Below are 20304 nucleotides of genomic sequence, written 5' to 3'. Positions count from 1 at the left end.
ACCTGAGCTTTGCTAAAATACACAGATAATATTCAGGGTCTGTCGTCGTTTTTCAGGCCCCTCTTTTTGCGCAATGTAAGGGTGTTGTCCTATGCAAACTATTGACGGCAATGGTGCAGTCGCGTCTGTTGCGTTTCGTACCAGCGAAGTGATCGCCATCTACCCCATCACTCCCAGCTCCACGATGGCTGAACAGGCTGACGCCTGGGCTGGTAATGGGATAAAAAACGTCTGGGGCGATGTCCCGCGGGTTGTAGAGATGCAGTCCGAAGCCGGTGCCATTGCCACCGTGCATGGTGCGTTGCAGACCGGTGCCCTGTCGACCTCGTTCACGTCGTCTCAGGGGCTGCTGTTGATGATCCCCACGCTTTACAAGCTGGCAGGGCAATTAACGCCGTTTGTGTTGCACGTTGCCGCACGCACCGTAGCCACTCACGCTCTCTCTATTTTTGGCGACCACTCAGATGTGATGGCCGTGCGTCAGACCGGCTGCGCTATGCTCTGCGCCAGCAGCGTGCAGGAAGCGCAGGACTTCGCGCTGATTTCGCATATCGCCACGCTGAAAAGCCGAGTGCCATTTATTCATTTCTTCGATGGTTTTCGCACGTCCCACGAGATCAATAAAATCGTTCCGCTGCCGGACGACACCATTCTGAATCTGCTGCCGCAGGCTGACATCGATGCGCATCGCGCTCGCGCCCTCAATCCGGAACATCCGGTGATCCGGGGTACCTCTGCGAACCCGGATACCTATTTCCAGTCCCGCGAGGCGACAAACCCGTGGTACAACGCGGTCTATGCGCACGTTGAACAGGCGATGGACGATTTTGCCGCTGCGACGGGCCGCGAATATAAGCCGTTTGAATATTACGGTCATCCGCAGGCCGAGCGCGTGATCGTCCTGATGGGCTCCGCCATTGGCACCTGTGAAGAGGTGGTTGATGAGCTATTGACGCGTGGTGAAAAAGTTGGCGTGCTCAAAGTTCGCCTCTACCGTCCCTTCTCAGCGAAACACCTGCTCGCAGCCCTGCCGGACAGCGCGCGTGCAGTGGCGGTACTGGACCGCACCAAAGAGCCTGGCGCACAGGCTGAGCCACTTTATCTGGATGTGATGACCGCTCTGGCTGAGGCGTTTAACCGCGGTGAGCGCGAAACGCTGCCGCGCGTCATTGGCGGGCGTTATGGATTGTCTTCCAAAGAGTTCGGACCGGAGTGCGTCCTGGCGGTATTTGCTGAACTCCGCGAGGCAAAACCGAAGCCGCGCTTTACGGTCGGCATTTATGATGACGTGACTAACCTTTCTCTCCCCTTGCCGGAAAACACCCTGCCCTCGAATGCGAAACTGGAAGCGCTGTTCTACGGTCTGGGTAGCGACGGCAGCGTCTCGGCGACCAAGAACAACATCAAAATTATCGGCAACTCTACGCCGTGGTATGCGCAAGGATATTTCGTCTACGACTCCAAAAAAGCGGGCGGACTGACCGTCTCCCATCTGCGCGTCAGCGAACACCCGATCCGCTCGGCATACCTGATTTCTCAGGCGGATTTTGTTGGCTGTCACCAGCTCCAGTTCATTGATAAATATCAGATGGCCGAGCGCCTGAAGCCCGGCGGTATTTTCCTGATCAACACCCCTTACAGCGCCGACGAGGTCTGGGCACGCCTGCCCCAGGAAGTGCAGGCGGTGCTTAACCAGAAACAGGCGCGCCTGTATGTCATTAACGCCGCGAAGATCGCCCGCGAATGCGGCCTGGCGGCGCGCATCAATACGGTTATGCAGATGGCGTTCTTCCACCTGACCAATATTCTGCCGGGCGACAGCGCGCTGATGGAGCTTCAGGGTGCAATCGCCAAAAGCTACAGCAGCAAAGGTCAGGAACTGGTTGAGCGCAACTGGCAGGCGCTGGCGCTGGCCCGCGAATCGCTGTTCGCGGTGCCGTTGCAGCCGGTCAATGCCAGCAGTCCGAACCGGCCGCCAGTGGTGTCTGACGCCGCCCCGGATTTCGTCAAAACCGTCACGGCGGCGATGCTTGCCGGACTGGGCGACACCCTTCCCGTCTCTGCGCTTCCGCCTGACGGAACCTGGCCGATGGGCACGACCCGCTGGGAAAAACGCAACATTGCCGAAGCGATTCCCATCTGGAAAGAAGAGCTGTGCACCCAGTGCAACCACTGCGTGGCGGCCTGCCCGCACTCGGCCATTCGCGCCAAAGTGGTGTCGCCAGAAGCGTTAGATGGCGCGCCGGAAAGTTTGCACTCGCTGGATGTAAAATCCCGCGATATGCGTGGTCAGAAATATGTCCTACAGGTGGCGCCGGAAGACTGCACCGGCTGTAACCTGTGCGTCGAGGTGTGCCCGGCGAAAGATCGTCAGGACCCGTCAATCAAAGCCATCAATATGATGTCGCGTCTTGAACATGTTGAAGAAGAGAAAGTGAATTATGATTTCTTCCTCGACCTACCTGAAATCGATCGCAACAAGCTGGAACGCATTGACATTCGTACCTCGCAGCTCATCACCCCACTCTTCGAGTACTCCGGGGCGTGCTCCGGCTGCGGCGAAACACCGTATATCAAACTGCTCACTCAGCTTTACGGTGACCGAATGCTGATTGCCAACGCGACGGGCTGCTCGTCAATCTATGGGGGTAACCTGCCGTCTACGCCATACACCACCGACGCGAACGGTCGCGGCCCGGCGTGGGCAAACTCGCTTTTCGAGGACAACGCAGAATTTGGTCTGGGATTCCGTCTGACGGTCGATCAGCACCGCGCCCGCGTAATGCGTCTGCTGGCACAGTTTGCCGATAAGATCCCGGCAGAACTGAATGATGCCCTGCATGCGGAGGGCACACCTGACGTTCGTCGCGCGCAGGTTGCTGAACTGCGCAACGCGCTTCAGGGTGTTGAAGGGGCTGAACAACTCCTGACTGATGCTGACGCGCTGGTTGAAAAATCTGTCTGGCTGATCGGCGGCGACGGGTGGGCCTACGATATTGGTTTCGGCGGTCTTGATCATGTCCTGAGCCTGACCGAAAACGTCAATATTCTGGTGCTTGATACTCAGTGCTATTCCAACACCGGCGGACAGGCCTCGAAAGCAACGCCATTGGGGGCGGTCACGAAATTTGGTGAGCACGGCAAGCGCAAGGCGCGTAAAGATTTGGGCGTCAGCATGATGATGTATGGACACGTCTACGTCGCGCAGATTTCGCTGGGGGCGCAGCTCAACCAGACGGTGAAAGCCATTCAGGAAGCGGAAGCGTATCCAGGCCCGTCGCTGATTATCGCCTACAGTCCGTGTGAGGAGCATGGCTACGATCTGGCGCTCAGCCACGACCAGATGCGTCAGCTCACCGCAACCGGCTTCTGGCCACTGTACCGCTTCGACCCGCGCCGTGCCGATGAAGGGAAATTGCCGCTGGCGCTGGATTCGCGTCCTCCGTCAGACGCCCTTGCCGAAACCTTACTTCAGGAGCAGCGTTTCCGCAGGCTGAACGCTCAACAGCCAGAAGTGGCAGAGCAGCTATGGAAGGATGCGGCAGCGGATCTACAGAAGCGTTATGACTTCCTGGCGCAACTGGCGAGGAAAGCCGAAAAATCGACCAGTGAATAACTTTATGCCCGGCTTGTCCGGGCATTTTTTTGCCAAAAAAAGCCCGATGCACGTGCACCGGGCGAATCCAGAAGATCGGTGAAAATTGCCTCAATGTTCTGAACAATATTCACGTGAATTATGGATGAAAAAATCTTAAAGGCATATAACGGCGTGGAGGTTACCTTGTTTTCCACGTAATTAATAATTTTTATTTTGTATTGATTATAATAATTCATTCATGGCATCAATCGTTATTTCTACCGCATCATTTAGTTTAGATTTTACTTAACCCGTAACAATTATATTTTATTCATCCGCCGTCAGAGTGATTTAGCATGGGACAGCTTTCCAGCCCGGAAAGTTCACGAAGTAATAAAAAAATAACTGCAAAGGAATAATCAAAATGCAAAGAAAAGTACTGGCACTGATGATCCCCGCTTTGTTAATGGCTGGCGCCGCTCACGCAGCTGAAATTTATAATAAAGACGGCAATAAACTGGATCTGTATGGCAAAGTAGATGGTCTGCATTATTTCTCTGACGACGCGTCTAAAGATGGCGATCAAACCTATATGCGACTGGGCTTCAAAGGTGAAACCCAAATCAACGACATGATGACCGGCTTCGCACAATGGGAATACAACATTCAGGCAAACAACACCGAAGGTTCTGACAATCAGTCCTGGACGCGTCTGGCCTTCGCGGGTGTGAAGGTGGGCGATTACGGCTCCTTCGATTACGGCCGTAACTATGGCGTCCTGTACGACGTTGAAGGCTGGACCGATATGCTGCCAGAATTTGGTGGCGACTCTTATACTTATGCCGATAACTTTATGACCGGTCGTGCAAACGGCGTGGCTACCTACCGTAACACCGACTTCTTTGGTCTGGTGCAGGGTCTGAACTTCGCGGTGCAGTATCAGGGTAATAATGAAGATGCCAGCAACAATCAGGAAGGCACCAATAACGGCCGCGATGTACGTCATGAGAATGGCGACGGTTATGGTCTGTCCGCGACTTATGATTTTGGCATGGGCTTCAGCGCGGGCGCGGCATATGCGTCATCTGACCGTACCAACGATCAGGAAATGCATACCACTGCGGGTGGTGATAAAGCGGATGCATGGACTGCTGGTCTGAAATACGATGCAAACAACATCTATCTGGCGGCGATGTATTCCGAAACACGTAATATGACGCCTTACGGTGATGCTCATGACGAAAACACCGTGGCAAACAAAACCCAGAACTTCGAAGTCACCGCACAATATCAGTTCGATTTCGGTCTGCGTCCGGCTATTTCCTATTTACAGTCCAAAGGTAAAGACCTGGGCAATGGCCAGGACGATAAAGATCTGGTGAAATACGCTGACGTCGGTGCTACCTACTATTTCAACAAAAACATGTCCACCTATGTTGATTATAAAATCAACCTGCTGGATGAAGATGATTCGTTCTACAAAAACAATGGCATCGGTACGGATGACATTGTAGCGTTAGGTCTGGTTTACCAGTTCTAATCCCGTTAGCCCGCAGCGATCTGCGGGCTAATTTTTATCGCTGTTTCGCCTGTTCTTTGCGGAAAGAGAGATAGCCAAATACTCCGCTGTCGCCATCCATAGGGTGATTAACTCCATCCATTACCACCACTTCCGGGAAGTCGAATGGCGTGACATTTTCCAGACAGGCAACATTCACACCATATTCATTGGGATTGGAACGTCGTTGATGGAACGTGTAAATACCGCAAATCGAACAGAAGAAATGGCGCGCCATGCCGGTGTTGAAACGGTACTCTGTGAGCGTGTCCGCGCCCTGCGTCACCTTAATGCCCGTCAAAGGCGCTGAAACCACTACCGCCCCACGCATCCTGCAAAACGAGCAGCTACATCGACGTGCGGTATTCAGGCCGTCCGTCAGCTCAACCGTAAATTTCACCGCCCCACAATGACACTGTGCATGACGAATGTCAGCCATCGTTATACTCCTTTTCTCACTAACTCAGCCGCTTTTAAAAAGACCTCATCTTCGACACCATCCCCCTTCTGCCTGCCGAGCCTTACCAGCTCAGCGACAATACTTTCACGGTTGATGATCTTCTGGGATGAAACCAGCCCGATAACGGCGGCACCAATCGCCAGCCCAACTAATCCTGTCTGCTCGTCTTTATTTTTCATAGAAGCGCTCCCTTGTCCCCCTCAAAAGCGTAGCAGAAGAAATGTAAAACGCGCTGGTACGCGGGAATGAGATCCGTGCTTTATCTCAGCTGTTCGCCAGGCAAAACAGGAGGGGTGCTGAGCGGTTATCAGACAACGTTGATGAGGACAACATGAATAGCGGTGCGCGTAGAGAGGCCGAATGGGTGTTAAAACCGCCTTCGAAAAGGCGGCAGGTCATTACTCTGGATCTTTATCGCCTGATTCAGGCGCTGAGCCAGGATCATCTTTCGCTTTTCTTCCATCCTTTTCCGGGTTATCCGGGCTGGGATTATAATCAGGATGGTCACCATTAACGGGACGGTCAGTCATTTTCACCTCCGTTTTTACTGCGTAAGCTGTAAGTGTAGACAACCCTTCAGTCTTAACCAAACTTCTCCTGTGGAGCTCATTTGTAAATCGTGCTGGCATTCGGCGCTGCAATCCGTACCATACACGACACACTTTCGCATGCTGGTTTTTACCGGTAGCCGCAAACCCGTCTTTTATCGCTAACCAGATGGGGCACGTAAATGCGCAGATGGTGTATGAAATCTATGCTACATGGATAGAAGAGATGAACACGAAGCTGACGCTTTGAAATCGTTTTCCTCACCCTGTGCCCCATTTGAGATCTGAGTAACGAATAGATGCAACAAAATCAAGAAATTAACAAGAAAGAACAGTACAACCTGAATAAACTGCAAAAGCGACTGCGCCGTAACGTGGGCGAAGCCATTGCAGACTTCAACATGATTGAAGAAGGCGATCGCATCATGGTCTGCCTGTCGGGCGGTAAAGACAGCTACACCATGCTGGAGATCCTGCGCAATCTACAGCAAAGCGCACCGGTGAACTTTTCCCTGGTCGCGGTTAACCTCGATCAGAAACAGCCCGGCTTCCCGGAACATATCCTGCCGGAGTACCTTGAGAACCTGGGCGTTGAGTACAAAATCGTAGAAGAGAATACCTACGGCATTGTTAAAGAGAAGATCCCAGAGGGCAAAACGACCTGCTCGCTCTGCTCACGTTTGCGTCGCGGCATTCTGTACCGCACCGCAACCGAACTGGGCGCCACCAAGATTGCGCTTGGTCATCACCGGGACGACATTCTGCAAACGCTGTTTCTGAATATGTTCTATGGCGGCAAAATGAAGGGAATGCCACCGAAGCTGATGAGCGACGACGGCAAACACATCGTGATCCGCCCACTCGCCTACTGCCGCGAGAAAGACATTGAGCGTTTCTCCCAGGCCAAAGCCTTCCCTATCATTCCGTGCAATCTGTGCGGCTCACAGCCGAACCTGCAACGTCAGGTCATTGGCGACATGCTGCGTGACTGGGATAAACGCTATCCGGGCCGCATCGAAACCATGTTCAGCGCCATGCAGAACGTGGTGCCTTCGCACCTGGCCGACGTTGAACTGTTCGATTTCAAAGGGATTAACCACGGTTCAGAGGTGGTGAATGGCGGGGATCTGGCGTTTGACCGCGAAGAGATCCCGATGCAGCCTGCTGGGTGGCAGCCAGAGGAAGAGGATGCGCAATTCGATGAACTGCGCCTGAACGTGGTAGAAGTCAAGTAACCTGGGAGCGTCTCAGATATCATTTCTGAGACGCGTTTTAAGCTTATTTCAGCAGTCGAACGCGGCAGGTCTTCCCTTTAATCTTCCCGCCCTGCAACTGTTTCCAGGCCTTATGCGCAACCGACTGGCGTACCGCTACGTAGACATGCGCAGGATGGACCGTGATCTTGCCAATATCTGCCCCGTCGAGACCGATATCCCCAGTTAACGCCCCCAGAACGTCACCGGGACGCATTTTGGCCTTTTTACCGCCGTCGATGCACAGGGTGGCCATTTCCGCCGCCAGCGGAGCGATGCTGATATTACCAGGGGTATTCACCCAGTTGAGTTTCAGTTGCAGCATTTCCGCAAGAATATTGGCGCGCTGCGCCTCTTCAGGTGCGCAGAAGCTGATGGCGAGACCACTGTTACCTGCGCGCGCGGTACGCCCGATGCGGTGGACATGCACTTCCGGATCCCATGCCAGTTCGAAATTCACCACCAGCTCAAGCGATTTAATATCCAGGCCACGGGCCGCCACATCCGTTGCAACCAGCACGCGTGCGCTGCCGTTAGCGAAACGCACCAGCGTCTGATCGCGATCGCGCTGTTCCAGATCGCCATGCAGCGATAATGCGCTCTGTCCCGCATCATTCAGGGCATCGCACACCGCCTGACAATCTTTTTTGGTATTACAGAACACCACGCAGGACGCTGGCTGGTGTTGGCTCAGCAATTTTTGTAGCAGTGGAATTTTGCCGTGCTGCGATGTCTCGAAGAACTGCTGCTCAATCGCCGGTAACGCATCGACAGTATCGATTTCAATGGTCAGCGGGTTCTTCTGCACGCGCCCGCTGATCGCCGCTATCGCCTCTGGCCAGGTGGCAGAAAAGAGCAGCGTCTGGCGTGTGGCTGGGGCAAAGCGGATCACTTCGTCAATCGCATCGCTGAAGCCCATATCCAGCATGCGGTCAGCTTCATCCATCACCAGCGTTTGCAGTGCATCGAGTGAAACGGTGCCTTTTTGCAGGTGATCGAGCAGACGGCCCGGCGTTGCCACAATGATATGCGGCGCGTGCTGAAGGGAATCGCGCTGCGCACCGAACGGTTGCCCGCCGCAGAGCGTTAAAATTTTAGTGTTAGGCAAAAAACGCGCCAGACGACGCAGCTCACCCGCGACCTGGTCGGCCAGCTCGCGCGTCGGGCAGAGTATCAGGGACTGGGTCTGAAACAGGGTTGCATCAATGTGTTGTAACAGGCCTAGCCCAAATGCAGCCGTTTTTCCACTGCCGGTTTTCGCCTGCACGCGCACGTCACGGCCTTCAAGGATAGCCGGCAGCGCGGCGGCCTGGACAGGGGTCATAGTGAGGTAGCCCAACTCATTCAGGTTAGTCAGTTGGGCTTCAGGCAGAACGTTCAGCGTGGAAAAAGCGGTCACAATATACTCTCGTGGTAATGATTGCAGTCAGATGGCGCGTATCCTCGCAGATCTGCGCTAACGATGCGACAATTTAATCGGTTCTTCATCGGGCGGCGGATCCGGCATCGGCTGCGGACGTGGGACAGGATCGGGTATCGGCGTCGGATCGGTGGGCACCGGATCGGACTGCCAGGTGTTGAGGCGTTGCAGGGCAAGTAGCATACTCATCTTTTCCTCCAGATTAGGGTGCTGACCCCTAAAGGGTAGACGCAGATAAACAGGAGGCAAAAAAAAAGCCGACTATGAAGTCGGCGTCGTACGAATCAATTGTGCTATGCAGTAATTCAAAAAAAGGAAGTAAGACAATATGGAGCGCAACGCCCATCGCTTGACGTTGCATTCACCTGCGGGAGTAATATTGCACCTAACATGGTCGGAGTTTATTGACTTCGCTCAATTAAAATGTCGTTTTGAAGCCGACTCTGCCTCAGAAAAGCGTAAATTTACAGCCATTTACTACGATGCAACCACCATGCAACACCCCCAATCAAAACCACTAACATGACGCAAAACGTGGTGAAGCCATAGTGATATTCACCGCCGGGGATCCCTCCGAGGTTTACGCCAAACAACCCCGTCAGGAAGGTACTCGGTAAAAAGACCATCGCCATCAGCGACATGGTGTACGTTCTCCTGGCTAACGACTCCTGCATTACCTGGGCTATCTCATCCGCCATGACTGCCGTTCTGGCAATACATGAGTCAATCTCGTCCAGTCCACGTCCGAGCCGGTCAGCGATATCCTGCATTCTGCGGCGTTGATCGTCGTTCATCCAGCTCATGCGTTCGCTGGCCAGCCGCGCATAAACGTCGCGCTGAGGGGTCATATAGCGGCGCATCACGATGAGCTGCTTACGCAGCAGCGCCAGAAAACCACGTGGGGGGATTTGCTGATCGAGCAGGTTATCTTCCAGATCGATGATTTTATCGTGAAGTTCTTCTATAAACTCGCTGGCATGATCGGTCAGCGCATCACACACATCCACCAGCCAGCTGCCGCAATCCGTAGGCCCCGTGCCCTCTTTCAGATCGTTAATGACGTCATCCAGCGCCAGCACTTTTCTCTGGCGGGTGGAAACAATCAGCCGTTCATCCATATAAACACGCATTGCCACCAACTGATCCGGACGCTCATCCGTACTGCCGTTTATACAACGCAGCGTAATTAACGTCCCCTCACCCATCCGGCTGACGCGGGGTCTGAGACTTTCTCCCGCCAGCGCATCCCGAACGTTGTTGGGCAATAGCGGCGTGGACGCGAGCCACTCGGCGCTGTCCGGGTGCGTGTAGTTGAGGTGCAGCCAGCATGGATGTTCGCTGTCGATGTGATCCTGATCTTCAAGCGGCCTTGCGCCGCCTTGTCCATCAAACACCCATGCAAAAACTGCGTCAGGTACGTTAACCTCAGACCCTTTAATGCTCTCCACAGCGCCTCCACCGTTTTATCTCTTTCGGTGTCAGTCTAGCTTTCGCCGAGGGTTAAGCAATAATTATGTGAGGCATCGTCCTGAATACGTTCAGGAATTCACCGCCCATTCGCGGCTTTTTAATGCATTATCAGTCTGGAACTCATTTTCCAGACGGAAATTACGTGTTCGTGTCTGGAGCTCAATCACCTGATTGCGCAGCACATCTGACGACCCATTGAGTTCCTCAACCATCGACACGTTGCTCTGCGTTACGCGTTCAAGCTCTGACAATGCCTGCGTAATTTGTGAAATACCTTTTTCCTGTTCTGATGTTGAGGCGGATATTTCATCCATCAGTCTGCTCACATTGCCCGAACCGGTAACAATGTCATGCATGTTTTTTTCGGCTTCAGAGACCACGTTAACGCCCTGCGTCACGTTATGGCTGGTAACTTCAATCAGTGACTTAATATTTTTTGCCGCTTCGGCGCTACGATGCGCCAGGCTTCTCACCTCACCCGCGACCACAGAAAACCCTTTACCATGGTCGCCCGCTCTTGCCGCTTCAACGGCGGCGTTAAGCGCCAGAATATTGGTCTGAAAAGCGATACCGTCAATCAGCGAGATAATCTCTGTCATTTGCTGGGCGCAGTCGGTAATCGACTGCATATTGTTCGCGACCTGCCCCATTAATTCTCCGCCTTTACGCGCCTGTAACGTCGCGATATTCGCCTGCTCGCTGGCTAAACGGGTATTGTCGGCATTATTTTTTGTACTTGCAGCCATCTCTTCCATGCTGGCTGCCGTTTGCACCAGCGAAGCTGACTGCTGTTCTGTTTTGACGGAAAGCTGCGCGCTGCGTGAAGAGAGTTGATCTGACAGGGTCATCGCGGTTTGCGAGGAGGCGCGGATCTCACGGACCAGGGTTGCAATGTTGCTGGAGAGACTATTAATCCCCGGGATCAGGCGTCCCGCACAATTGTTGCCAAATTCAGGTATCGACACGCCAAGTTTGCCTGACGTCACTTCTTCAATACTTTTTTTCACCGTATTGATCGGCGTCACAAGATATATGGTCATGTACGCCCAGAGTAAAAATAAGGCGATGAATTGTACAATTATGACTGCAATAAAAAGCGAAGAATTTCGTGAAAATAGCGCTATAACTCCATCACTTACCAAAAATACACATAAAAGGAAATAGACAATGAACGTTCTGACACTAATATTTCTTAGCATACGTTTTCCTGGGACATTATATTTTGGTTGGCATTAAGGGTTATAGCATTGCCATACGAATTTGTCCTCACGTTCGTCGCTGGTTTGTTGTTTTGCAGTTTGATTTGCGCAGTTTTACTTAAGGCGGATAAAAAGCATGTTTTACGCTAAATATCTGGCTTGTCGTTGGGTTACTGATACCCCTTCAAAAATGTTAATTATATATTTAAGGAGGGGTACTGTAGGCCGCCGGTGTGTAGTGGTGCTTAATAAGTTAACGTAGTTAATATATATTAACTACGTTAATGCGCGCTCCTTCCGTTAGGGTGACTTACGTTCAGGCCAGACAGTCGATAGCCTGGAAAAAACAGTCCTCAGTCATGAGAATATTCTCTTTTGCACTTTGATGCCCGCGACGAATATACCAGCCTGTATCAGGCGCCATGCTTAAATGGAATATCCTCGCCCCCGACAGACTATCGGGGACATTAATACTCATCGTCACACACCCCTTCTCCGGCCCCCTGATCACCTGTTCTGGCATAATGGTGACGCTGCGATCCCCATTTTGCAAAATGATCGTCGTAATGGCATAACGACATATACCGCTACTGAGGCTGTAGCCAACCGTACTTAAATCGGTGATATGTTTTTTAGATAAAAATATTTCAATACCAGAACCTTCAAACCATGTAATGATTTGCTGCGCAAGATCCTCCATCCGCTCACAAAACGCCCTGACTTCGGCCTCAGCCGTATTAACATAGATCGGTTTGTCCCCGATGCTCTGCTGCACTTTCTTAAAAAAACGCTCTCTTGCTGACATGTCAACTCCGTGTTTTTCGCCAGTCTCATTATTCTTTTTGGTGCTTCAGCAAGGCATAGCTGGCAATCAACTGCTGAAGATGCTGTTCGGCCTGGTTTAGCTGCGCTGCTGACACGGGTTGCCCGGCAGGTAAAATGGAAAGCAGACGAAGCTGCTCCTCAAGCGGAACGGTATGGCTGAAGGACTGCGACATGGCAAACACGGCTGATTTCAGTTCGCTGACCGTCATGTACTTCCCCTTCTGTTCATCCAGCGCGTTTAGCCTGTTCGTCAACTGCTGTAACTGCGTCATTCCCTGATGCCAGCCATTCAGCTCTGACTCTGCAAGTCCGGCAACGCTAATCTGCTTGTGCCACTGTTGCGCCAGGGGTTTGGCCTCTTCAGGCCACAGCGTCAGCGCCTGCTGCACCAGACGGTCGCCGTAGCTTACTGCCCAGTCTGGTTTCAGGTGTAAAAGCTGCGCTAACAGCTGCTGTGTCTTGCTGATCCCCGGTTCAGGTGGCGGTGACGTTTGTTGCAGCGCCTGCAACTGTGCTGTAGAGAGTCCATCAGGTAAAGGAGTCAGGGACGCGGCCAGCTGAGTTTGTACTGAATCTGGCGCATGCATCGTCTGCCATCCCACTGCGACAATGCTGGCTGCCACCAGCATGAACAACATACCCGCAGCAAATGGCTTCCACTGCTTCGCGGGTACAGGAGGCTCTTTATTCGGCAACGGCTCGGGCTGAACCACATAAACCCATTTACAACGCTCTGTCGGTTCTGTGAGGTGGAGTTCCGCGGCCCCTACCGCGTTACCCGGCAGACTTACGCCCGTATTTTCGCTGTTTTCCAGACGCACTGCTGCGTTCTGCATCATCGTGCGCAGAGCATCAAGCTGAGCAGCATGCTTAAGTTCGAGGCGCTGCAACATGTCACTCAGCGCGTTCAGATTCTCCTCAGCCTGATAAAGTTGTCCTAAATCGGCATACGTCAACGTCAGCGTTCGCACCACCTGTTGCAGGCGTTTGCTCAGTGCGCTGAGGATTTCAACTCGCGCATGGACAGGCTGTGGCCAGAGGCTACCCCACTGACGGACGACCAGTGCAGCCAGTAGCGCCAGCCCTTCATTCATGCCGTAGAGTCCGGCGAGATGCGTGCGGGCGAGCGTATACCAGGCAGCCGTTTGTAGCTCCACACCGTTATGCTCGAACAGTGACAGACAGAGCGTTTCCGCGTGTTGCCAGTTAACATCCGGGCGTGCCGGATGGGTGAGCTTGTTCATTTCTTCGAGCAAGGCAGCGTAATCCGCAAGTGTGCGCGGATCCCCGCCGGTTTTAAGTTGGCGTTCAGAATTTATTGTCATAACTGTTTTAACCTGAGTAATAACTAGATGGCGGCTCGTGCATCGAGGTATTGCTGTTGTTTCAGATGACGGATTAATACCCTGCCCTCGGGCATAAATTCCGTGCCGTAGCGCACCAGCCCGACCCCCTTCAGCTCCGCATCAATGGCGTAGCGGAGTTCACCGGGCTGAATCTGTTCCTGCATCACCACGTTAATCCGGCTCAGGCGCGGCTCATATTTCAGCAATATGGCCGACAGTGTGGTAATCAGCTGATGGGCGGTACCGGGCATTCCCTGGAGGATTTTTGTCATATCCGGCAGGCCGTAGTCCGGCAGGTGAGCCAGCGTACCGGCGCGGCAGTTGAGGATGCGCTGCATGTTATCGAGTACTGATAAAATCACCTGATTCTGTTCGCTGACCTGGTTGAGGCTCAGGCCACCTGAGAAATTGCCGCTCAGCATTTCATACAGCGATGGCGTATTATGTCCCTTAGGCATCAGTCATCCTTCAATGGCTGTAACGTCAGGTGGTTATTCCCGGCCTCCAGAATGCGCGGCTTATCCGGATCGAGATCTTCACGTTTTAGAACCTGCTTCCAGGTATTGTTTACCAGGTCCGGGTGACGAAACAGGCCGACTACCGCGACAAACTGCGTTTCTTCTTCCATTGGCATATCAAGATTTGTATCACCGCCCGGTTTTACGACCACATCGCGGGTCGCCATCAGGTCGGTTTTCAGAATAGTTTCGCCATCGTTCAGTAGTTGCTGGTAAACCGTTTTATCGAAGATTTTACGGTCTTTCAGCTGATAGACACGGACTACCACCGGCTCGGAGAGTGAGTTACTTTCGCGGGAATCGGTGTTTAGCGCTTCACGCGCCGTGAAATCCAGGTGCAGCATCTTAATTTTTTTGTAGAACACGGCGTTAAATGCCGATTTGGTGCCATCGGTGATACCCTGCGTCATCCCGCACCCCGTCAGGCTGAACGCCAGCAGTGCAGGCAACCAGCCTGCGGATTTAATCAAACTTGTACGTAACACGTCGGTTTCCTTGTTGTGGTATTGCCGGCTTCAGGCCAGTGTAATAGCCCAGTTCCGTCGTAAAGGTCGGTGGGATATCGTCTTTAAGTTCCCCCTCATCAGCACCCAGCACGCCGTTCATCCCGAGCCAGAAAGGGCCTTCGCCAAGCGGCGGAACGGCCAGCAGTCGGGTCCGTGTGGTCAGGGTGATCTTTGCTTTAAAACGCCAGCCGAGCCAGACACGAAGCATCACCAGAAAGTCCTGATACAGCAGACCGTCCGGCTTCCAGCCCTGTACCTCCTGTTCATTATCCGTTGTAAGCGCAACCAGCAGTTGGCTACCCGCATCCATCGCTTCGTCACCCAGTGGCGTGTTGCCGTCCAGCAGAAAATCGTCATCACCGTAAAAGCCCAGCGGCTGACCCATTTCCACCGGCCGCAGGCAGTATGGACTGACCTTCACGGTGGTATCCGGGGCCAGCAACGTCACCAGCGCCTGCATTCCCTCCTGAGTTTTGCCCGGTTGCTGTAGAACACCCAGCAGAGCCAGAAAACGGGATACCGGTGTGGCGATGTGGTCTGCTGTGCCGGGAATACCCAATCCCACCAGGCCCAGCAGTGACTGCGAGATGCTGTCCGTACCACCGGGTTCAAAGGTGGCCGGATAAGAGTATTTACGCCAGATACGGTAAAACTGCGTCAGAATGCGATGGCTGAAAATATCCAGAAAACCCTGTAGTGCGTCATGCCCTTCCCGACGCTGAGCGATGTCATCGAGATACGCCATCGGCAGGGGTGAGTCGACACCGTACATTCCCATAAAGGTCGTGCGGATAAGTGGTGGCCGGCTGTCATCATCCTCATCATACTCCACGGCTTTCAGCTCACTGGCCGGAAATCCCATGCCCGGATGCGGGGCAAAGCGTACCGGGTCATCGCCCGGGTGACTGGTCGAGCCCATCAGCGGCCTGCCCGGGTTACGCTTCTCCAGCAACTGGCATAAACGGTAAAAGTTAATACGATGCAGGTCGGCTTCCAGCCGTGGGCTCAGCCGGGAATGCGGCGGTTGTGCTTCTCTTCCCATTCCAGGCGTTCTCCGGTCGGTTGCAGAATGATAATCAGGCGGTTAAACAAATAGATGTCAGTGTATAGCGCAAAGAATCGGCTCAGCATCTCGCCAAATAAGCAGATGTCGCCGCTTCCGGCAAAGCCATTGCTGTCCAGCGTGACTTCAATCTGCACGCCACGGACCAGGTAGCCCTGTTCAAAGCGCTCCGTTTCACTGTGCTTCACCTCGAGGATGGCTTCCAGGCGGCGACGGTTCATCTCGCTGTCGGTCCATTCATACAGCGCCAGGGTACCGCGCAGCACGTCGGCATTATCCATCATCGACAGAAATCCGCTGCCAAGGTGACTCAGTACGCGCCAGTGGAAACGGTCCTGCGCAGGTGGGTAACAAGGCAGCGTCGGCGCACACAGGTTGCGCACGGCAATGCTGACCGAAGTGGTTTTCATCACCGTATCAAGTACGGTGCTTTGCAGCGCACGTCGTGGCAGTTGACCATTGGTGCCAGTTAGCGTCAGCGACAGGCTTTCGTCTTCCGGGACGGTATGATTATCAAATGCTTCGCCGCCAAGGATGAGCCAGGTGTTATGCAGACCGGACGGACCGCGGCGCACGCGGGTGTGGTAGTAATATTCCGGTGCTTCATGACGCATCATTCCTCCCTTATGACGGAAGCTCGAAAACGGCACGTAGGTGTGCTGGCTCGATGACATCACCGAATCCACGGTATATATCTCGGTATGGCCATCCTGCACGCGCATCGGGCGCAGCATGTATTCGGTTTGCAGAGAATTGAGCGTCAGCGGATCGGATTCCAGCGGGAACAGGTTAATGACCGGCACGCAATTCAGGCGCAGGTGCTTTTCGGTAAAGCTGAAGTCATGCTCCCAGCGTTCCGCCAGCACCACGTCGATTTCAAACCACGGGATCTCAGCCGGAAAGACCACGCTCTCCAGCCCGCGCAGCCCCGTAAACATGAATTTCTCGCGAAAGGTGAAGTACTCCAGCAGCAACTGGTAACCGCTGAAACTACTGTCCCCCTTCGGCCACAGCCTGTCATCATCACCAAACCCCAGTGCGGTGAAATACCCGTCCATCGGCCTTCTGTCCTTGTCACCCGGCATGCGCAGCCACAGACGCGCAGTATTCATGGTAAAAGCTTCATGCATAGCGCAGGCCAGCGGTGCGTCAGCATTGAAATAGAACGGGATCTGGCTGAGATCGACACGGCTCCAGTCAGCAAGATGGCTACAACTGAAGCGCAGGCTGATGACAGAGCGCCCGTCAGGATCAGTCGACAGGCGGGCATGCTCCAGCGCCAGTGGCTGAAGAGTTAGCTCTTTAGTTGTGGTGTAGCGACAACGCGTGCCTTTTTCACCGATCGGCCGCGAATTGACCTCGAAACCTCTGGCAATACGCATCGGTTCTTTCATCTCACGCCAGACAGGAGTGAACTCCACCACCGACATCGAGGGAATAGTGCGCAGGTAATGCGGCCACAGCAGACTGACCAGCCCTTCAGTTAGTTCAGGCAGGTCGTCATCAAGCTTCTCACGCAGGCGGCCCATCAGGAAGGCAAAGCCCTCGAACAGGCGCTCCACGTATGGGTCGCGCGCGCCCGCTTTATCGAGATTGAGCATTGCTGCCTGCTCCGGGTGAGCGCGGGCAAATTCTTCGCCGGCTTCCAGCAGGTAGCGCATTTCAGCGTCGTAATAACGCAGGGTTAAGTCGTCCATAAGAACCTGAATATGTGTGTTTTAAAGGTATGTCAGTCGCTTTACCCGCAAAGCACCGCACTGCCTGCCGGGTCAAGCGCAATCAGACCCGCCAGAAGCTGGTCCATCTCTGGCTGAAGCCGTGACTTGTCGGTTTCACTGCGGGCGGCTTTCATGCGCAGCAGCCTGAGACGGCGCGATTTCACTTCAAACAACAGCGCTGGCGTCCACTGAGTGAGGGTGATGGCCTGTGCTGCACCGTCAAGTTCACCCAGCAGATGCAGGGCCAGTTCATTCCTACCCTTCTGCTCCGCCACACGTGCCATCAGCAGGCGCACCAACCATTTGTCTTTTGTGGTTTCGGTGCCCGGGCGCGTTTGCAGCCAGTGGAGTGTGGCATCCAGACCAACCGTGTCAGCTTTCTCCAGTGCTTCCGGTTCAAGGGCCAGAATATCGTTGCCAGTTTCACTCACGGCATTGACAGGTTCATCCCGCCAGTTGGACATCTCGTCGAGCACGCTCTGGTTTATCCAGTTCAGCGTGACCTCATCAGCAAAGGGTGTGCCGTCATTAAAGGCCAGCGTTTCAAGTCCAGGGAGGCGCCGCAGCAGCCCTTTCAGGTCAGCGGTAATGATATCGGCCAGCACATCCTGGCCTGATTTAATCAGGGCCTGATGGATGTACCACTGCAAATCCAGCCAGAGATGATTGGCGCCACGCGAGAAAGTGCTATCCGCTTGTTCCAGTATCTCCAGCCAGCTCTGTTGCAAATACAGCCGTTTAAGCATTGCACGCTGGTCAGCCCGCGGCGGTTCGATGCGCGTTTTCCCTTCGGCATCCGGTGCCGGGATTGCTCTCAGCGTGTCGTGACGCAGACTTTTCATCAGCCGGTGTGCGGCAAGCCAGCCATCAGGTTGCTCACGCAAATATCCCGTCAGGGTTCGGGCCTGAGCCAGCAAATCCTGACCGGACGTGATGCGGCTCAGCACTGGCGCGTCCTGTTCTGCCGTGTGAGATGCCGACTGCGGGCGTGTCTGACTGCTGGCGTTCTGGGGTATTACCGCATCCACGCCACCGGCTTTCATCAGGCGGGCTCCCAGCGCGCTGTACAGGGCACTCAGATCTGGACGTGACGCTTCAGGCTCAGTTTCAAGACTGTCTCGGATGAGCAGCAACGCACCGGTCGTACGCTGGGCATCGTCGCGTACCACTTCTGGCCAGAGTAACAGGCTGTCAAGTAGACGAGAGCCTGCGAGCCACTCCAGCGCCGGTTTCCCGTTCGTCGAGCTGCAAAATGATGGCGACCTCTTCCTCTCCGATGGCGGCCAGACGTTCGCCGTGAGCGGTGTTGCTCACCGCGATATCCTCCAGCAACGCCTGCTTCTCCATAGTCAGTGCCGTGAGCTGCGCCTTCATGCGGGTCAGCGGCTCCGGCACCGTATCCAGGCTCATACGGACACGGGCAGAGGCAGTATCCAGCAAATCCACCGCCTTGTCAGGAAGCTGGCGTCCGGTCAGATAGCGTCTGGACAACGTGACGGCAGCTTTAACCGCCTCATCCGTAATGTGTACGCCATGGTGCTCCGCGTAGCGTGACTTGAGTCCGCGCAGCATCAGGCAGGCGGTGTCGTCGTCCGGCTCATCAACTTTAACCATCTGGAAACGACGCTCCAGCGCGGCGTCGCGCTCAAAGTACTGTTTGTACTCACTCCAGGTGGTGGCGGCGATGGTTCTGAGCTCACCGCGGGCGAGCGCCGGTTTCAGCAGGTTGGCCGCATCGGCGCCGCCCGCCTGGTTGCCCGAGCCGATAATGGTGTGCGCCTCGTCAATGAAGAGCAGAACCGGCTGGGGTGACTGCTGCACCGCGTCGATGATGTTTTTCAGGCGCTGCTCGAATTCCCCCTTCACACCCGCCCCGGCCTGTAACAGGCCGAGGTCAAGGGTGCGTACCGAGACCGGCTTCAGCGCGTCCGGCACATTGCCCTCATGAATGCGCAGCGCCAGTCCTTCCACGAGCGCGGTCTTACCCACCCCCGGTTCGCCGACCAGAATCGGGTTGTTCTTGCGGCGCCGGGAAAGAATGTCCACCATCTGGCGGATTTCATTGTCGCGGCCATAGACCGGGTCGATTCTGCCCTCACGGGCGCGGGCGGTGACGTCGAGGGTGAACCTGTCCAGCGCATTCTGCAACGCCGGGTTCAGCTCTCCTTTTATATCCGCATTCACCGGACGACCGACAAACTCCACCTCATCACCCTGCGTAAGCTCCGCTTCCTGCTGCACCTCCGGGCGTTCATCCGACTGCGCATCCAGAAGTCCACGCAGGCGCTCAAGCTGGCTCTGCGCCAGCGTCAGCAGCGGCCACAGGCCGTCGCAGCGCAGCAGTTTCGGTTTTTCCACCAGAGCCATCAGGAGGTGAATGCTGCGGATATGCTCTTCCTCCGCCAGCGAGGCGTGCAGCCAGGCATCCTGCATCAGTGACTGCACGCCCTCCGAAAGCTGCGGACGGCTGCGCACTGACCGTGGCAGGCTGTCCAGAAAACCCAGCATATCCTGCCATATCGTATCCATATCCCATTCGTAGCGCCGCGCCAGCACCGTCAGGTCGCCCTCACCCTGTTCCAGCAGTTTCAGCAGCCAGTGCTCAGGCAGGATTTCCGCATGGGCGCGGGTCTGGCACAGGGAAGCGGCCCCTTCCATCGCGCGGGCACAGTAAGGGTTAAGACGGCGTAACAGGATGGCTGGATTTTCCATGAGACTCTCTCTTTATCAGTTCCGGACACGCTACCGCCCGTCGCTGTTCCCTGTTATTCAGGAACCCAAAGCGCATCAGGTCGGGCAGGCAGATTGTGTTTTTCTTTGCTGACCACCCGTCAGTGCAGGCG

Annotated in this window: 16 protein-coding genes and 3 pseudogenes; 4 read left to right on the top strand and 15 right to left on the bottom strand. The window is 54.5% G+C overall.

Features of this window, described 5'->3' with window-relative positions; genetic code table 11:
• Positions 1-91 precede the first annotated feature (91 nt).
• Both nifJ and ompC read left to right on the top strand, forming a co-directional pair.
• Complete coding sequence (gene nifJ / locus SK54_RS12245) at positions 92-3616, top strand: pyruvate:ferredoxin (flavodoxin) oxidoreductase (RefSeq protein WP_048247274.1); 3525 nt, start codon at positions 92-94, stop codon at positions 3614-3616.
• A gap of 385 nt (positions 3617-4001) precedes the next feature.
• Entirely contained in the window at positions 4002-5117 is a 1116-nt protein-coding gene (gene ompC, locus SK54_RS12235; RefSeq protein ID WP_045339863.1) for a porin OmpC, read from the top strand.
• A gap of 34 nt (positions 5118-5151) precedes the next feature.
• Here ompC and SK54_RS12230 read toward each other — a convergent pair whose 3' ends face one another.
• The 3 genes from SK54_RS12230 to SK54_RS22745 all read right to left on the bottom strand — a co-directional run bounded on the left by SK54_RS12230 (position 5152) and on the right by SK54_RS22745 (position 6125).
• Entirely contained in the window at positions 5152-5574 is a 423-nt protein-coding gene (locus SK54_RS12230; protein ID WP_045339865.1) for a GFA family protein, read from the bottom strand.
• 2 nt (positions 5575-5576) lie between these two features.
• Complete coding sequence (locus SK54_RS12225; RefSeq protein ID WP_000790642.1) at positions 5577-5774, bottom strand: hypothetical protein; 198 nt, start codon at positions 5772-5774, stop codon at positions 5577-5579.
• 219 nt (positions 5775-5993) lie between these two features.
• Positions 5994-6125: a hypothetical protein gene (locus tag SK54_RS22745; protein ID WP_255248861.1), complete on the bottom strand. Its 132-nt coding sequence runs from the start codon at positions 6123-6125 to the stop codon at positions 5994-5996.
• 70 nt (positions 6126-6195) lie between these two features.
• On the opposite strand from SK54_RS22745, the pseudogene SK54_RS21965 reads away from it, so the two are divergent.
• Positions 6196-6393, top strand: a pseudogene (locus tag SK54_RS21965) (tyrosine-type recombinase/integrase); the annotation flags it as partial.
• Positions 6394-6442: 49 nt separating this feature from the next.
• The gene (gene ttcA / locus SK54_RS12220; RefSeq protein WP_001186974.1) at positions 6443-7378 is read left to right on the top strand and encodes a tRNA 2-thiocytidine(32) synthetase TtcA; all 936 of its coding nucleotides are present in this window, start codon (positions 6443-6445) and stop codon (positions 7376-7378) included.
• Between the two features lie 43 nt (positions 7379-7421).
• Here the strand turns inward: ttcA and dbpA are convergent, their stop codons facing one another.
• The 12 genes and pseudogenes from dbpA to SK54_RS12165 all read right to left on the bottom strand — a co-directional run.
• Positions 7422-8795: an ATP-dependent RNA helicase DbpA gene (gene dbpA, locus SK54_RS12215; RefSeq protein WP_017382257.1), complete on the bottom strand. Its 1374-nt coding sequence runs from the start codon at positions 8793-8795 to the stop codon at positions 7422-7424.
• A 57-nt stretch (positions 8796-8852) separates the two neighbouring features.
• Positions 8853-8999 (bottom strand): proline-rich small protein YnaL, encoded by a 147-nt coding sequence (locus tag SK54_RS22530; protein WP_275427718.1) that lies wholly within the window; start codon positions 8997-8999, stop codon positions 8853-8855.
• A 281-nt stretch (positions 9000-9280) separates the two neighbouring features.
• Positions 9281-10264, bottom strand: a complete 984-nt coding sequence (gene zntB, locus SK54_RS12210; RefSeq protein ID WP_017382256.1) for a zinc transporter ZntB — start codon at positions 10262-10264, stop codon at positions 9281-9283.
• A 90-nt stretch (positions 10265-10354) separates the two neighbouring features.
• Positions 10355-11485 (bottom strand): methyl-accepting chemotaxis protein, encoded by a 1131-nt coding sequence (locus SK54_RS12205; protein ID WP_082195372.1) that lies wholly within the window; start codon positions 11483-11485, stop codon positions 10355-10357.
• Positions 11486-11801: 316 nt separating this feature from the next.
• Entirely contained in the window at positions 11802-12290 is a 489-nt protein-coding gene (locus SK54_RS12200; RefSeq protein WP_032103614.1) for a hypothetical protein, read from the bottom strand.
• Positions 12291-12318: 28 nt separating this feature from the next.
• On the bottom strand, positions 12319-13635 hold the full coding sequence (locus SK54_RS12195; RefSeq protein WP_048247271.1) for a VasL domain-containing protein: 1317 nt from the start codon (positions 13633-13635) through the stop codon (positions 12319-12321).
• 23 nt (positions 13636-13658) lie between these two features.
• On the bottom strand, positions 13659-14114 hold the full coding sequence (gene tssE, locus SK54_RS12190; protein ID WP_015570427.1) for a type VI secretion system baseplate subunit TssE: 456 nt from the start codon (positions 14112-14114) through the stop codon (positions 13659-13661).
• The gene (tssJ, locus tag SK54_RS12185) at positions 14114-14659 is read right to left on the bottom strand and encodes a type VI secretion system lipoprotein TssJ (RefSeq protein ID WP_045333095.1); all 546 of its coding nucleotides are present in this window, start codon (positions 14657-14659) and stop codon (positions 14114-14116) included. The genes tssE and tssJ overlap by 1 nt, the downstream gene beginning before the upstream one ends.
• Positions 14637-15722, bottom strand: coding sequence for a type VI secretion system baseplate subunit TssG (gene tssG / locus SK54_RS12180; protein ID WP_048247269.1), 1086 nt, complete (start codon positions 15720-15722; stop codon positions 14637-14639). The genes tssJ and tssG overlap by 23 nt, the downstream gene beginning before the upstream one ends.
• On the bottom strand, positions 15686-17440 hold the full coding sequence (gene tssF / locus SK54_RS12175) for a type VI secretion system baseplate subunit TssF (protein WP_048247267.1): 1755 nt from the start codon (positions 17438-17440) through the stop codon (positions 15686-15688). The genes tssG and tssF overlap by 37 nt, the downstream gene beginning before the upstream one ends.
• 41 nt (positions 17441-17481) lie before the next feature.
• Positions 17482-18693, bottom strand: a pseudogene (gene tssA, locus SK54_RS12170) (type VI secretion system protein TssA); the annotation flags it as partial.
• Positions 18662-20173 (bottom strand): annotated as a pseudogene (locus SK54_RS12165) (AAA family ATPase); the annotation flags it as partial. The pseudogenes tssA and SK54_RS12165, both read right to left, overlap by 32 nt.
• Positions 20174-20304 lie beyond the last annotated feature (131 nt).

Origin of the sequence: Enterobacter sp. MGH120 (assembly GCF_001037725.1) — a bacterium.
Taxonomy (GTDB): Bacteria; Pseudomonadota; Gammaproteobacteria; order Enterobacterales; family Enterobacteriaceae; genus Enterobacter; species Enterobacter hormaechei_C.
This window is presented reverse-complemented; position numbering and strand designations above follow the sequence as displayed.

Coding starts and splice junctions, on each gene's coding strand:
- SK54_RS12195 (WP_048247271.1), bottom strand. CDS start 13,635: ATGACAATAAATTCTGAACGCCAACTTAAAACCGGCGGGGATCCGCGC.
- nifJ (WP_048247274.1), top strand. CDS start 92: ATGCAAACTATTGACGGCAATGGTGCAGTCGCGTCTGTTGCGTTTCGT.
- tssF (WP_048247267.1), bottom strand. CDS start 17,440: ATGGACGACTTAACCCTGCGTTATTACGACGCTGAAATGCGCTACCTG.
- SK54_RS12225 (WP_000790642.1), bottom strand. CDS start 5,774: ATGAAAAATAAAGACGAGCAGACAGGATTAGTTGGGCTGGCGATTGGT.
- SK54_RS12200 (WP_032103614.1), bottom strand. CDS start 12,290: ATGTCAGCAAGAGAGCGTTTTTTTAAGAAAGTGCAGCAGAGCATCGGG.
- SK54_RS22745 (WP_255248861.1), bottom strand. CDS start 6,125: ATGACTGACCGTCCCGTTAATGGTGACCATCCTGATTATAATCCCAGC.
- tssG (WP_048247269.1), bottom strand. CDS start 15,722: ATGGGAAGAGAAGCACAACCGCCGCATTCCCGGCTGAGCCCACGGCTG.
- ompC (WP_045339863.1), top strand. CDS start 4,002: ATGCAAAGAAAAGTACTGGCACTGATGATCCCCGCTTTGTTAATGGCT.
- SK54_RS12205 (WP_082195372.1), bottom strand. CDS start 11,485: ATGCTAAGAAATATTAGTGTCAGAACGTTCATTGTCTATTTCCTTTTA.
- tssE (WP_015570427.1), bottom strand. CDS start 14,114: ATGCCTAAGGGACATAATACGCCATCGCTGTATGAAATGCTGAGCGGC.
- SK54_RS12230 (WP_045339865.1), bottom strand. CDS start 5,574: ATGGCTGACATTCGTCATGCACAGTGTCATTGTGGGGCGGTGAAATTT.
- SK54_RS22530 (WP_275427718.1), bottom strand. CDS start 8,999: ATGCTACTTGCCCTGCAACGCCTCAACACCTGGCAGTCCGATCCGGTG.
- ttcA (WP_001186974.1), top strand. CDS start 6,443: ATGCAACAAAATCAAGAAATTAACAAGAAAGAACAGTACAACCTGAAT.